Annotated in this window: 10 protein-coding genes, 1 tRNA gene and 1 other RNA gene; 7 read left to right on the forward strand and 5 right to left on the reverse strand. The window is 44.4% G+C overall.

Annotated elements, in window-relative coordinates; genetic code table 11:
- Positions 1-178 precede the first annotated feature (178 nt).
- Complete coding sequence (gene purB / locus MA_RS20715; RefSeq protein ID WP_048066555.1) at positions 179-1,525, forward strand: adenylosuccinate lyase; 1,347 nt, start codon at positions 179-181, stop codon at positions 1,523-1,525.
- 1,505 nt (positions 1,526-3,030) lie between these two features.
- Here purB and MA_RS20725 read toward each other — a convergent pair.
- Complete coding sequence (locus MA_RS20725; RefSeq protein WP_048065863.1) at positions 3,031-4,656, reverse strand: methylamine methyltransferase corrinoid protein reductive activase; 1,626 nt, start codon at positions 4,654-4,656, stop codon at positions 3,031-3,033.
- A gap of 309 nt (positions 4,657-4,965) precedes the next feature.
- Here MA_RS20725 and ffs point away from each other — a divergent pair.
- From ffs to MA_RS20735, 3 genes are all read left to right on the forward strand, one after another.
- Positions 4,966-5,280: signal recognition particle sRNA (ffs, locus tag MA_RS26045), an RNA gene on the forward strand.
- A 150-nt stretch (positions 5,281-5,430) separates the two neighbouring features.
- Positions 5,431-5,515: transfer RNA gene (locus MA_RS20730), tRNA-Ser, on the forward strand.
- Positions 5,516-5,712: 197 nt separating this feature from the next.
- Positions 5,713-6,411 (forward strand): RAD55 family ATPase, encoded by a 699-nt coding sequence (locus MA_RS20735; RefSeq protein ID WP_011023868.1) that lies wholly within the window; start codon positions 5,713-5,715, stop codon positions 6,409-6,411.
- Positions 6,412-6,476: 65 nt separating this feature from the next.
- On the opposite strand, the gene MA_RS27605 is transcribed toward MA_RS20735, so the two are convergent.
- Complete coding sequence (locus tag MA_RS27605; RefSeq protein ID WP_157860362.1) at positions 6,477-6,629, reverse strand: hypothetical protein; 153 nt, start codon at positions 6,627-6,629, stop codon at positions 6,477-6,479.
- A gap of 1,112 nt (positions 6,630-7,741) precedes the next feature.
- Here MA_RS27605 and MA_RS20740 point away from each other — a divergent pair.
- Together MA_RS20740 and MA_RS20745 are read left to right on the forward strand one after the other, a co-directional pair.
- The gene (locus MA_RS20740; protein ID WP_048066556.1) at positions 7,742-9,439 is read left to right on the forward strand and encodes a type II/IV secretion system ATPase subunit; all 1,698 of its coding nucleotides are present in this window, start codon (positions 7,742-7,744) and stop codon (positions 9,437-9,439) included.
- Positions 9,440-9,449: 10 nt separating this feature from the next.
- Positions 9,450-11,399, forward strand: a complete 1,950-nt coding sequence (locus tag MA_RS20745; RefSeq protein WP_048065864.1) for a type II secretion system F family protein — start codon at positions 9,450-9,452, stop codon at positions 11,397-11,399.
- 57 nt (positions 11,400-11,456) lie between these two features.
- Here the strand turns inward: MA_RS20745 and MA_RS29565 are convergent, their stop codons facing one another.
- Entirely contained in the window at positions 11,457-11,591 is a 135-nt protein-coding gene (locus MA_RS29565) for a hypothetical protein (protein ID WP_281085536.1), read from the reverse strand.
- 59 nt (positions 11,592-11,650) lie between these two features.
- On the opposite strand from MA_RS29565, the gene MA_RS20750 reads away from it, so the two are divergent.
- Entirely contained in the window at positions 11,651-12,265 is a 615-nt protein-coding gene (locus tag MA_RS20750; RefSeq protein ID WP_157860363.1) for a hypothetical protein, read from the forward strand.
- A 39-nt stretch (positions 12,266-12,304) separates the two neighbouring features.
- On the opposite strand, the gene ablB is transcribed toward MA_RS20750, so the two are convergent.
- Both ablB and ablA read right to left on the reverse strand, forming a co-directional pair.
- Positions 12,305-13,180, reverse strand: coding sequence for a putative beta-lysine N-acetyltransferase (gene ablB / locus MA_RS20755; protein ID WP_011023872.1), 876 nt, complete (start codon positions 13,178-13,180; stop codon positions 12,305-12,307).
- A gap of 144 nt (positions 13,181-13,324) precedes the next feature.
- The gene (gene ablA, locus MA_RS20760) at positions 13,325-14,584 is read right to left on the reverse strand and encodes a lysine 2,3-aminomutase (RefSeq protein WP_011023873.1); all 1,260 of its coding nucleotides are present in this window, start codon (positions 14,582-14,584) and stop codon (positions 13,325-13,327) included.
- Positions 14,585-14,629 lie beyond the last annotated feature (45 nt).

Here is a 14,629-nt window from a genome sequence, read left to right on the forward strand (position 1 = left end):
GACTAAGGATAATTTAACCTAAAGGAAGGCTAAGGATAATTTAACCTAAAGGATAATTTAGGTTGAGGGTATTCAGGAAAAAAAACTGAATTAAAACTATTAAAAAACCAAGAGAAATTAAGGTTTAAAGGTAGACCCGGGATAAAATAAAATTCCCGATTCCAGGAAGGTGATCGATGTGGCAATTCATCCGATAGAATACCGGTACGGTACAGCAGAAATGAAATACGTATGGAGTCAGGAAAACAGACTAGCTAAGATCTTGCAGACCGAGGCAGCCCTTGCTCTGGCAGAAGCGGATATGGGACTTATCCCGGCAGAAGCGGCTGAGATTATCTCCGAATGCGTTCCCTCCGTAAAGGCGGAAAGAGTTGACGAAATCGAAGCCGAGATCCACCACGACATGATGGCTGTTGTTGTTGCGATTTCTGAGAAGTGCAGGGAAGATGCGGGAAAGTGGGTCCATTTCGGCGCCACTTCAAACGACATCCTTGACACAGCAACCGCGCTCCAGATAAAGGACGCAATCGACCTTCTGGAAGATAAACTCAAAATCCTGCTCAGGGTGCTGGTAAACCAGGCAGAAGCCCATAAGAACACTGTTTGCTGTGGGAGGACACACGGGCAGATAGGCGTTCCCACAACATACGGGCTCCGTTTTGCAATCTGGGCTTCCGAGATTTCAAGACACCTTGACCGCCTTTACGAGCTGACTCCGAGAGCTACCGTGGGGCAGATGACCGGGGCTGTCGGAACTCAGGCAGCTTTTGGGAAGTCCGGAATCCTGATCCAGAAACTTACGATGCAGCACCTCGGAATCGGGGCTGTGGATGTCTCAAACCAGATAATCCAGAGAGACAGGCATGCCGAATTTGTGATGTGGATGGCAAATACTGTTACGACCCTGGACAAGATCGGCATCGAAATCAGGAATCTGCAGCGCAGTGAAATCGCCGAGATTGAGGAAAGTTTCGGGAAAAAGCAGGTGGGTTCGTCTACCATGCCCCACAAGCGGAACCCGATCAAGTCCGAGCAGATCTGCGGGCTTGCGAGGATCGTAAGGGCAATGGTTGAACCTGAACTCCTTAACAACACCCTCTGGGACGAACGGGACCTTACAAATTCTTCCTGCGAGAGAGTCGTCTTCCCGGAAGCCTGTGTGCTTACGGACCATATCCTTAAACTTGGGATCCGTGTGCTTGAGAATCTCAGGTTCTATCCCGAAAATATCCGCAGGAACCTGGACCTGCTAAGAGGCCTGAACATGGGCGAAGCTGTAATGATCGAACTTGCAAAAAGGGGTGTAGGCAGGCAGGAAGCCCATGAGCTTGTCAGGACTTCGGCTATGGAAGCCCATGAGACGGGGCAGCACTTCAAACAGGTACTTCTGGATACTCCTTCCGTTTCAAGGTACTTGAGTGTAGAAGATATCGAAAAACTCGTAAATCCCGATAAGTATATAGGAACAGCTGTAGAACAGGTCGAAGCGCTCGTTGTAAGACTTCGTGAAGCTTATTCCCTCTGACCTCTTCCTCTCTTTTTTCCGTTTCTTTCCGGACCGGAAAGAAGCGAAATTTAGAAGCACAGAAATAAAGACGATTTGGTAAAAGCCAGAAAAACTATTGATTCCTCACATAATTATAATCGATATAAAATATAAATATTTATATCAGAAGAATTTAATCATTATTAGGGAACTTCATCAAAAGCTTCATCCAAATTGGGTGATTGAGGCATCTAAAAACAGGCGTTGCGTAACTAAAAATCTATTTGGGCTAGATGTGGTAGATGATTTACGGTGTGAAAGTGGATTAGATGCCTCATTAACTCCTACGTAGAGGTTATTTATAAAATTTGTGCTAGTTTGACTCCAGATTCTTTCTAAAGAATTCATTCCCCCATTCCTTCTTTTCAGAATCTCCCTCAAAGTTTTTATCCAAACTGCCTGTCGGTTAAAATCTCATCGTTTAGATACAATTCAACTTACAGTCCAAACGTGGACTTTCCGGCTTACTTCAGATCCGTTTGGGAATTCTTTCTGGAGGGGGGTTACTTCAGATACATTTCCGGCCAAAATCTTCCAGAAGTCCGAATTAGCAGAGCAGATGTACAGTAAGATTTTGTGGACATGTGAATATTTTCTTATGGGCGCTACTCCTCCTGGGAACTATTCCTGGTCACTACTCCTAAACGGTAGTCCTAATACATTTTATAAGTGATACTCCTGATGCCCTGACCTGAATGTAATTAAAAAAGTAGGGGGGATTTTTAGAAAAGATATTAAAGCTTTGAGTTTACAGGAGCTTTAATGCTTAACTAAGTGCAAAATTCACTTTCTCTGGGGAATGAGCTCGCAAACCATATTTTTATTTCAAAAAAAAGATATAAATATTTATATATGATGGTTCTGTATCCCAGACAACGTTGCTCTGTGTGGTAGTGAGGCATCTAAAAAACGGCGTTGCGTAACTAAAAAATCTGTTTGGGCTAGATGTGGTAGATGATTTTCGGTGTGAAAGTGGATTAGATGCCTCAATATTTCCATAGGATTAGGTTATTTATATAATTTGTGTTTATTCTGTGCACAACCATCCAAAACTTCTTTTTTGTTAAGAAGTAAGGATTCACTTATACTTAAAATTCGCAGACAGGAGTTTTCTTTCGCTCGTTTTTTCAGCCCTTCTTGAGATTTGAGTAAATGGGATTTCGTATTATTAACCAATCTGGCTACTGTTTATCCCTTTCTTTCCGAGCCAATATGAAAATACATCCATATACATACGTTCACTGTCAGAGCTTCTCCTGTCCGAGAATCTGAAAGCTTTATTATTTTTGCCGACCACGAACGATTCTCGTCCCAGACATTTTTTCCGATATTTATGAATGACAAGAGTAATGCTGGACGTTACTTTAAAATACCACCATATAGACTCGCGCATCAGCATTACTCTGTATAACGATGTTCCGGGACAGAAGAACGCTTTTCATATCAAAAGGACCTGAGTCCTGATCCATGACATCCGGATTCTCTTACTCCTCCTGTTCAGGTTTAAAGACCTCCAGATTCGCCCAGTTAAATTTGTCGGGCGGACAGGCCCGGATACATTTCTGGCAGTGGGCACCTTCGCAGAGGTCGGTACTTATCATAATCCTGTTTTCCTCGTCAATTGTAATGGCATCGTTAGGGCAGACTTTTATGCATTTCTTGCACTCAGGACAGTCAACAACCATGGTCATATAGGTTCCGACTCTTTCGAGTACATGCAGACCTTCTTCCCCAAGGACAGGGATATCCCTTTCCACGCGCTTATCCACCACAGGGTTGTCTATGGGGTCATCAAGTGACGGAAGACTCTTCTTTTTCAGGTATTTTTTAAACATTTTAAAGGGCATTCCCTCTTCCCAGTATGCAAGTTCAAGGACGTAGGCGTCCCGGAATTCAGGGGCAGTCGCAAACATTATGTGAGTGCCTATTATCTGGCTTGCAATGTCCTGAAGTTCCCACAGCCTTCCTTCCGAAAGCAGAATTTCCCTCGCAACAGCAAGAGAGGTGTTCCCGAGCTGAGCAATGTTCCCCGTAGAGTAGGGGATCAGACCAATTTTCTGGGCTTTTTTAGCATCCATATATGTGCCGGCAGCGCCTGCCATATACGCTGCATCAATATCTGTAAGTTCTATACCTGCAGTCGCACAAAGCGTAATATGTCCTGCCCGGATTGCACCAATAGCTTTCCCGGCTTCTTTCAGGTCCCTTTCCGAGAAAGTTATTTTGTTCTGCAGGTGAATTAGTTCGTCTGGAGTTTTGATTTTCGGGAGTACAACCAGATCGTGACCCAGAGCTTTTTCGATAAGGGCAATAACTCCCGTACCTGTAATTCCTTTTGCTTGGATCTGCCCTGCTTCAAGAATTTCTCCGGTTTTGGGGTCTACGAGATCTCCGGGATCGGGCTTCATCTCTTCGTTCAATACATAATTCCTCAATGCTCCATCCTCGAATTCAAAATCCGAAATTGCAAAAGGAGAGGCAAGAGTCCCATGCTTTATCTGCTGCCCTTCAAGAGCAGGCCCTGCAGCTGCTGAACCGGTGTATATAATGTCTTTTACCTTGAGCGCCATTTCGGCGTTTGTCCCGTAATCAGTTGCAATCGAAACCTGGTCGCTGTCAAGCATGCCCGATTTAACAATAAGAGCAAGGGCATCGGCTCCGACTTCATGTTTAATTGCAGGCGGGACTACAACTTCACAGTTAAATTCCTCAAGTCCGGGAATTTCGCTGCTTGGTACGATTCTCGCATTCCTTTTCTGTTCCTCTATATGGTACTTCTTTTTCTTCCGTTCCCCCGCATAAGCCAGGTCTTCAATGCTTATTCCCTGAAAAATGGATAGCTGGATAGGGTTTCCGCAGACTGAAAGCCTATCAAGCTCTCCGCTTTGCACGTCAAGAGCCTGAAGCAGGTTCTTTACCGCATCTATAGAAAGCCCGTGCGCAAGGTCCTGCCCGTAGTGGATTGCGAAGTCCATGTGATCCATCACATTCGCTCCGGGAAGGGGATTTCTCAATGTTATAACCGTTCTCTTAATTTCCTGGGTATTAAGGTCAATCTTCTGAGCCCTATACCCGCTAGTTCCCAGGTCAATTGCAACTCCATATCTCATACAAATTCCCCTCAATGATTTATTTTACAGGATGGTTTAACATACTGGAAGCCGTTTGGAATTTTATGTACCTATTACTTTTGAAAAACGACGTATAAATAAATAAGGCGTTTTATTCATCAGTAGATATAATTAAAGTTTGGCAGGTGCTCCAACCTACTTTTCCTGATATTTAAGAGATATTTATAAAATAATACCTTCCGGAGACGATTTTTTCGTTTTTCAAGGGTCATAGTGTGTTTTTTACGGGGGATTTAAAATGCATATCGGGAGGGATAGTTTTATAAGTGAATAATCTCTTTGTATAGCTGATGAGCTAGTCCGGGTAGCCCGGCGTTACCTGTAACCCGAAATCGCCGATATGCGGGGGACGAAGCCAATGGAAGATGCGTCAAAGGGATTCCAGCCTGTGATCTCAACTGAGAAACCCCGTCCTGCTTGGATGATGCAGGTATGTGGACTTGCTGGAAAACAGGTCCTCATACCCTAACTGCGGAAACCGGTCGAGGCCCGGAAGGGAGCAGACTCACTGTGGGCAACCGTCGCTTGCGGGGTCGCGGGGTGGAGAAGAGATTCCAGTCTACTGAAATCTCCCAGATACAACGACCTGCGGTGTGCTCATCACTAAGCACATAAATTAATATTTTTCAAGAGCCTTGTATTATAATAGAACTGTAATTTTTCTGGAAGAACAATTTATTTGAAGGATTTCTCTCCGGAAAAAGTTAAATATATGAAATGCATTTTAGGGGACGCGTTTCTAAAGTTTGAAATGACGAGATAGCCAAGCCCGGTATGGCGTGGGATTGCTAATCCCATGATGCCCTGCATCGCGGGGGTTCGAGTCCCCCTCTCGTCGCTTCTTTTTTTGAGGATTTTATACTCTGTACATCATTTTCTGTTGTGACCTGTATTTTTCTCACTTATCTGTATGCAAATTTTAAATAAGATTTCGCCTTATACTCTGTAAATAAAAGTTCATTTTCCACCCTATACCACCAACTCAAAATTCAGTTTTTTTAAGTTAATTTTACAGAAATGGATTGAGTCAAAACAATGAAACGGATATCATCAGGTATACCTGAACTTGACGAAAGGATCGGCGGAGGATACATTGCGGGTAGGGTTCTTCTCATAACCGGAGATACAGGAACTGGCAAGACCACTTTTACCATTCATTTTCTGCACAGAGCATGCCTTGAGGATAAGAAATGCGTCCTGGTCGCAACCGAAGAACTTCCGGAAGATATTCTGGATCTGTCAGAAATGCTGGGGCTTGGGCTTACTAAATATTATGAAAATGGTCAGCTCACAATTGAGCGGTCTTTTCAGAACCGTTCCGAGAAGATCCAGACCTCAAAATTCGGATTCACCCCCGAAGGTCTGGAGATAGAATTACCCACACTTTCAGATTATGTGCCCGAAGGAACCAATGTTGTGGTGATTGACAATATCGGTGTTTTTACCCTGAGGCTTTCCATTCAGGACTTCAGGGACCAGTTTGATGCCCTGAACTTTATCCTCAGCACCAGAGGAGACTGCACGACAATGTTTGTCATGGACGATACCGCCTGCAAGATGACTCATAACCTTGCCAACTATTCGGTAAGTGGCTCTCTCCGACTTATGGTAGACGAAAATCCCTACACAGGGAATATTGAGCGCTACATAAGGATCCCTAAAATGAGAAGGACATGCCTCAGTCTGAATCCGATAAGATTTGAAATAACTTCATCAGGGATAAAACTCCTTTGAAAAACTGCATTCCTACCAGTTTACGGTTTTTTCCCATCTCTTCTTCACCCAACACTTTCATTTCTTCACTTCCCATTAATCCAATTTTCCATTTCTTCGCCCAACTCATTCATTTTTTCACTTCCCACCAAACCAGCTCTCAGTTTTCCTATTTTCATTTTTTTCGCCTCTTCTGGTTTCTTTTTTAGAACATCAATTTTTGTGTTTTCAAAACGCAAAACATAGTATATTTTTTCAAATAACAATCGGAAAACAGAATAAAAATAATATTAAATAAATAGAATTTTTTAATAAAAAGGGTAATACTATTGAAAGATATTTTTATTTATGGATAAAATTAAATATCCAATATACTGCCTTTATATGCCAAAAAAAGGTAAAAAAAGCCTTTACACAAGTCCACAAAAGGATTAAGTAATATAATCAATAATATTTGAGAGTTATCAATTCTTACTTAATGAATTTAAACAATAGTCAATATATTATTTTATACTATAGAGGATTTTGTGAGGGGACAAGCCTTGGGAAGCAGACTTCTATGGTTTCCAAAAATGAGAAATCTCCGGATGACTCAGAAAAACCAGACAATGGTATGAAGAAAGGAGGGGGAAAAGAGATTCTGGCAGGAAAGTCCAGTCTTCTACATGTACCTGTCGAGAGGACTTCTGATGAAGATACTCCGAATGTAATTGACACTGACAGCCTTCAGACGGAAAACGAAAATAAAGATAAGGAAAACACTCTTCAGGAAGTTTCAGGTACTCAAAGAACCCCACATAAACAGAGCTACCCTTATTGGATGAAGAATCGTGCGGGGGGTGAAGATACTGAAAAAGAGAATACTGACCTTCCTGACATGAAAATAAAGATTGAAACCCGAAAAACCAAACCCATACTTGAAAATGTTCGATTTACGAGTTATTCTCCGGAAATTGAGTCAGATGAAGAATCGACAAGCAAATTCGTATCGGAAACTCCTCTGTTTGTAGAAGTATCGGAAACTCAAAAAACCACAACTCTGGGGGAAAATTCTGAGCCTGAAACAAAACCTTCCGGTTCTTCCGAAGTTGCCCTTGAGCCAAAACCTTCGGTTTCTCCAGAAACTGTCCCTGAAAAGAAAGTTGAACTTATTCCTGAAACCGAAAAGAAAGGGATTTTCCCTCCTGAAATCGGAACTCAAGACCAGAAAGGCGCAGATCATGAAGGTAGGGTTGAGGAGTTAAAGAGTAAACGGGAAACAAGAGAAGATAAAAAAACCCGGAGCTCAGGTAAAATAAAAAAGGCTCCCCAGAAAGCGAAAATTAAGAAAAAATCTGGATTCCTGGGGAACATGAAGGATCTTAGCCGTGACATATCCGGGATCAAGGAAGGCGAAAAATTAAGTGACAAGCTTAAAGAGTTCTTTAATGAAGTAAAAACTCCGGAAGGAGCAAAAAAGAAGTTTGCAGAGATCGTCCGGGGCCTGAAAGATGAAGAGCTCAGGGTTCTTCCTCCATATGATCCTGAAACCTGCGGCCCGCTCCTTGAATATGAAATTCCTGCAGGATTTACTGAAATCGAACGCTACTGGGTAGAGGAACCTTACGCCTTTATCAGCATAATCGAAAATCTGGAAATGAAATACTATTATGTCGTTGAGCCCACTCTCACCACCTATGAAAAAGCCGTTCTTGAGAGGGTCCGGGACAATCTGGAAGATGTGCTTACTCAGGAAGACACGATATCCGGACAGGAAAAGGATGTCATTCTCATAAACAGAGGCATAAGACTTCTGGACCAGTATTACAGCACCCTGGAAGTTTCCTCGATTCATAAGATAATGTATTTCCTCAGGAGAAATTTCATCGGATACGAAAGGATAAATGCGCTCATTAGGGACCCGAATATTGAAGATATTTCCTGTTCTGGGATTGAAATCCCGATCTACCTTTACCACAGGAAGCACAACAACATCGTGACCAATATCCTTTTTGGGGAAAAAGAAGTGGACTCTCTGGTAGTTAAACTTTGTCAGAGGAGTGGCAAGCATATCTCCATAGGAGAACCGATTGTAGATGCAACTCTTCCGGATGGCTCAAGGATTCAGGCAACCCTTGGAAAAGAGGTCACAACAAGGGGCAGTTCCTTCACTATCCGTAAATTCAAAGGAGACCCCATAACCCCGATTGACCTTATCAGGTATGGGACATGCAGCATCGAGATGATGGCTTACTACTGGATTGCCATTGAAAACAACATCAGTGCACTTTTTGCAGGAGGTACCGCTTCAGGAAAAACCTCCCTTATGAACGCGATTTCTCTCTTCATCCCGAGGCTTTCAAAGGTAGTGTCCATTGAAGATACCAGGGAGATCATGCTCCACCATGAAAACTGGATCGCAGGCGCAACCAGGAAATCGTTTACTGTGGGGGGGACAGGCGAAGTGTCCATGTACGAACTCCTGAAAGCCGCCCTCAGGCAGCGTCCGGAATATATTCTTGTGGGTGAGGTTCGGGGTAAAGAGGCTCTGACCCTTTTCCAGGCAATGTCAACAGGGCACACCACCTATTCAACAATGCATGCAAGCGACGTGCAGACCGTGGTTAACAGGCTTGAAAACGAACCTATCAATGTCCCGCATGTGATGATGCAGGCCCTCGGAGTCATCTGTATCCAGATGCAGACCTATGTTAATGAGACGAGGGTAAGGAGAAACAAAACAATTGTGGAGATCACAGGCCTTGATGCAAGGTCAGGAAGTCTCAGGATCAATGAACTTTACCGCTGGGAGCCGGTTCATGATAACTTCAAACGGGCAGGGGATTCCTATGTGCTCAATGAGATCATGAAAGCAAGGGGCTGGAACCCTAGTAAGCTCTTTATTGAGTTTAAAAACAGAGAACAGATCCTTGCCTACCTGACAGTAAAACAGATCCGTGACTATGTGAGCGTTTCCCTGATAGTGCACATGTATGCCACAAACCCGCAGCTTGTAATGGAAGCGGTTGGAAGCGATACCTTGCGGGATATGGTACTGCACCACAGTTAAAGGGGTATCCATGAACGCTATAAATACTCTGGCATTCAGGATCTTCGGAGAAAAAATCCTTGAGAACGAAGACAGGTATGCCCTGTTCAGGATAAAGCTTCGCCAGTCTCAGATTCCCCTGCCTGTGGAACAGTACGTCTCAACCGCAATTTTATATTCCCTGCTTGCGGGAATATTCGGAGGGCTTGCAGGTTTACTGATCGGAAAGCAGCTCTTCAAAGGCACCACCCCGGAAAGTATTGTTTCAACCTTTGGGATCTCGAGCTGGGTAACAAGGGTAGTTGAGGCTCCTGTACTCATTGAAGCCCATTTCCCCTTCATCCTTACAATTGTAGGCGGGCTCATTTTCTTCTCGATGATTGCCGCCTTTACCTACGGGCTTATTATGGCATACCCTCCCATGAAAGCCGACAGCAGGAAGCGGGCTATCAATGCAACAATGCCCCATGCAACAGCTTTTCTCTATGTGCTTCAGAGGGGCGGAGGCATGACTATCTTTGACATCATGAAATCGCTTTCGAAGCATTCTCACCTCTACGGGACTGCTTCGCACGAGTTCGGAAATATCATAAGGGATGTAGAATATTTCGGAAAAGACCTTCAGGACGCCCTATGGAATGCAGCCGACCGGACACCTTCCGAACAGTTCAAAGATCTTGTAGACGGCCTGATTTCAATAGTCTCCGGTGGAGGAGACATTACCCTTTACCTGAAAAATAAGACTGACCTCTATAAATCCAATGCCAATAAGGAACACAAGCGTTTCCTTGATACCCTCGGGCTCCTGGCAGAGGTTTATATTACAGTATTCGTTGTAGGACCCCTGTTTCTTATGGTCATTCTCGTGGTCATGAACATGATTGACAACGGAGGAGCTACCAACCTCTATATCCTCGTATACGGAGCAATTCCTTTCGGGACAGCTATCTTCCTGGTCTTTCTGGACATGCTTACAGGGGATGCGGAAAAGATGCCTGAGGAAAAAACATCCAGAATTAAGTCGGATTCTTTCAGCGATGTCAGGGTAAAACCATGGACAGAAAGGGACGAGGAACTGCTCCAAAAGATGGCGTTTTATGAAAAGGTGAACAGGGTCAAAAATGTGATCCTGCACCCCATAAAAACTATGCTTGACAGACCGGTATACGCTTTTGTAATAAGCGTCCCAATCGCCCTTGGGTACTTTGCTTCGGCTTTCCTGAAACAAATGCCATACGAGGGAGGGTTTATTGAAACCGCATCTACCCTTGATGACTATATCTTTGTAACCCTGCTTGTCCTTTTCATTCCTTACATAATCTTCCACGAACTAGAAGTTAGGAAGATCAGGCAGATTGAGGATCAGGTCCCGGAGTTCCTCAAAAGACTTGCAAGTATCAACGGGACAGGGATTCTGCTTGCCGATGCTATTGCCATTACAGCCCAGTCAAATATGGGAAAATTGAGATCCGAAATCAAATGCACGGTTGCGGATATCCGCTGGAACTCAAACCTCGAAGAAGCCCTGAAACGTTTTGAAGCCAGGATCCGAACCAACATGACCCGGCGCAGCCTGACCCTTATAGCCAAGGCGAGCGAATCAACAGGTGACATCCATAAGGTCATCAGCACGGTTGCGGATGATGCAGACATTGAGAAAAACCTCAAAAAGGAACGTTCTGCCGAGATGTTCATTTACGTCTTCATCATCTTCGTGACTTTCTGCGTCTTCCTGGTCATAGTATACGTACTTGCAGCCTTTTTCCTCCCTGCCCTTGACGGTTCCAGCAACCCGGCAATGTCCATGGGAGGCTTTGATCTGAAAGAGTACACCCTCCTCTTCTTCCACGCAGCTCTCCTTCAGGGTCTCGGCTCCGGGATGGTTGCAGGAAAAATGGGCTCAGGGAGTATATCTTCTGGGCTCAAGCACTCCCTTGCAATGATGACAGTGTCCTATGTGCTGTTTACCCTGTTTATCTGAATTCGGGATTCTGGGCGCTTCCGGAGGTTCTATCCTCGGATTTTTAACCCTGAATCCTCATTTTCCTTTTTGAACACGATTTTCCGCATTAACACAATTTCCCGAATTAACATAATATTTCGCACTTTTATTTTCAGGGTCTTTTTCACGATTTTCCGTATCCAATTTTGAAAATCTCGTTTCCCTGTTCAAACCCGGAACTTCCTTTGATCCATTTTCTTTTTAAAGATAAACACCCAATTTTGAGGGAGATGGCAGAAAACACAGGAACTAAGAAAATCCTCCTTTCCATACTCGCCTTTGCAATTGTCTTTTCTTCCTTTTATATCCTGGACTTCAAGGCAGCACAGAGTAAGATACAGACAAATTCAAGGGTAAGTGCCTACTCCTCGGGAGACCCCATGATTAACTTTCCGGGAAAAATCTACCTCTACGTCGAAGGGGACGATTCCATTTCGAAATCTTTCAGGGAAAGCCTTAAGGCGGAACTGGAAAAAGCAGGCATGAAGGTGTCAATAGCTGGTGCAGTAGAGGAAAAATATGACTCTCAAGCCCTTCTGGTGAATGTAAGTAAAGACGGACTCTACACGCCTTTTTACGCCTCTTCGGATCTGAAGCTCCTGTTCTTCTATACCTCTACGGGAGAGGACACAAAATATTTTGAACAATTCAAAGAAAGAAATGAGCCGGTGATCTTTGAAAACAAAGGCTCAGGAGAAGGGGAAAAACTGATACATGGAGATATGAACCTGCAGGACTCTACAAAAGGGCTTGTGTCTTTAAAAGCTTACAGGAAATACCTGGCCGAAGAAGCTGCAAAGGAAACAGTAGAGCAACTTCAACAGCAAATCAACCTTTCTCCTTAAGCCCTTTTTTCAGGTAAATTACAGGTAATTATCAGGCTTTTATTTCAGCAGTTTGCCCCAGATGTTCATATTCTCAAATCCCTTTCCTATCCTGCAGTTGTTCACTAGCCGGCCTGTGCAGGCATAGCCAAGAGAAGCAAAGGCGGAGTTGATGCCGGGAGAAGAAGCCCGGCAGAGGGTATAGGAGCTCAGGAAGTTTCTTTCTGAAAGTTCTTCTTCCAGAGCTTTGATAAGCTCTTTCATCAATCCCTTTCCTCTTTCGGAAGGAACTGTCAGGCAGTCGGTGATTTCAGCACTCGCTTTTTCGGGGTCCATTTCTGCCGAGGCAAGGCTCACGATTTCCCCGTGCCTTTCCACAAGGAGGTAAAGGACGTTGGAATCCATGGTTTCGAGCAGGTAGTTTTCCATGTGCAGGGGAGCTGGATATAATTGAAATTCCTGCCTGTAAAGAGCTGCCATTGCAGAAGCGTCCGCCTGGACTGCGAGTCTGAGTATATACCCTTCCGGAAGGCATATTTTCTCTTTTTGTTGCCTCCAGCTTTCCATTTTCCGAGAACCTCCTTTTTTTTGCCGCCTTTTCCCGGTTTCTCGTTTCTTCCTCAGACAATTTTTGAGGATCTGGTCTTCTTTTTCCTTCTGGAAGGAAATTCCCCTGGAGCTTTCCGGGTAGCTTGAGAAAATATGGCAGTCCATTCCGGAAAAATATCCTCTGATGATTCCTTCCTCTACACATCCGCAGGCACGGACATCATTTCCTTTTTTCGGGGGTGTGTATACGATTATTTTTCCCATTTCCTTGGCTTCGGCAAGAGTTTCAAGGTTTCCGGAGAGCGCTTCAAAAAGCCCGGTAAACTCCATGACTTTTATTCTTTGATTATAGTAATCAATTACAAGTTCGGCCCCTGCCCCTGGCACCTTAAACTCTGCTTTTTCCCAGTAACCCGGAAGCTCTTCATGGATCTCGAGCGTTAAGGGAACGTTTTTTTTCGTAGCTACCCCTCCTTAGTTTTTAAATACATTTTTTGCTTCCAGAACCTATTTTTCCGAAATCTTTTCCTTTCAGAAACGCTGTTTTCTTTCAAGGCCTTCCGGTTCAAGAGCGATTATGTCATTTTCTTCATCGTAGAGTTTTGCAAGACCGGTATCACTTTTAAGCTCGGGGTGCTTATCGCAGATGGAACATTTTTGCGGGCATGCTGCGGAGTATTCTGCAGGTTCAGGGTACATGCAGATAACCCCTTCGTAATTCCGGAGGGTGACTCCAGTATCCGAACTTGAAATCAGGTAATTGGGTCCGACAGGGATTTTTCCTCCCCCTCCGGGAGCGTCGACCACAAAAGTAGGGACAGCAAGCCCTGAGGTATGTCCCCTGAGCATCTCTATGATCTCTATGCCTCTTGCAACCGAAGTCCTGAAATGTTCCAGCCCGAAGGAAAGGTCACACTGATAAAGATAGTAAGGCCTGGTCTTTATCCTCAGGAGTTCGTGACAGAGTTTTTTGATTATCATCGGGCAGTCGTTTACCCCCCTGAGGAGTACGGACTGATTTCCAAGGGGAATCCCTGCACGGGCAAGCATACCCATTGCCTTTTTAGCTTCGGAAGTGATCTCTTTTGGGTGGTTGAAGTGGGTGTTGAGCCAGACCGAAGGGTATTTTCCAAGGATTTCGCACAGTTCAGGAGTTATGCGCTGGGGCAGAGTGACAGGCGCCCTCGTGCCTATCCTTACAATTTCCACATGCGGAATATCAAAAAGTTCCCCCAGGAGCCAGTCCAGCCTTTCATCGGAAACAAGCAGGGCGTCCCCCCCAGAAAGCAGAACATCCCTTACTTCAGGGTGTTCCCTGATGTACTCGATCCCCTCCCGAATTGTTTTTTCCGAATAATCATATTCCCTGTTGCCAACCCTGCGCTTGCGGGTGCAGTGTCTGCAGTACATCCCGCATCGGTTTGAAATAAGGAAAAGTACCCTGTCCGGGTACCTGTGGGTTATGCAACTCTCTTTCGATGGCGAATCAAGGTCTTCACATAGAGGATCTTCAAGTTCCCAGGAAGATTTTTGAAGTTCGGCTGAGAGAGGCACGGCCTGCATCCGGATGGGACATTTCGGGTCTTCCGGATCAATAAGAGAAGCATAGTAAGGAGATATTGCCATTGAAAAAACCTCAAGCGCTTTCTTAATATCCGCCTTTTCCGGGTCCGAAAGCGGGATCAGTTTTTCAAGTTCTTCGACAGTGGTGATTCTGTTTCTATACTGCCATTTCCAGTCTGAAAATTCTATTTCGCCTGCGTTAAAACAGGTTTTAATTTTGGATTTCACGGTTAAACCTCAGTGAAAGCTGGAAGAAAAATCAAGGGACAGATG

Origin of the sequence: Methanosarcina acetivorans C2A (assembly GCF_000007345.1) — an archaeon.
GTDB classification, from domain to species: Archaea; Halobacteriota; Methanosarcinia; order Methanosarcinales; family Methanosarcinaceae; genus Methanosarcina; species Methanosarcina acetivorans.

Coding starts and splice junctions, on each gene's coding strand:
- MA_RS20725 (WP_048065863.1), bottom strand. CDS start 4,656: ATGAGATATGGAGTTGCAATTGACCTGGGAACTAGCGGGTATAGGGCT.
- MA_RS20735 (WP_011023868.1), top strand. CDS start 5,713: ATGAAACGGATATCATCAGGTATACCTGAACTTGACGAAAGGATCGGC.
- MA_RS20740 (WP_048066556.1), top strand. CDS start 7,742: ATGAAGGATCTTAGCCGTGACATATCCGGGATCAAGGAAGGCGAAAAA.
- MA_RS20745 (WP_048065864.1), top strand. CDS start 9,450: ATGAACGCTATAAATACTCTGGCATTCAGGATCTTCGGAGAAAAAATC.
- MA_RS20750 (WP_157860363.1), top strand. CDS start 11,651: ATGGCAGAAAACACAGGAACTAAGAAAATCCTCCTTTCCATACTCGCC.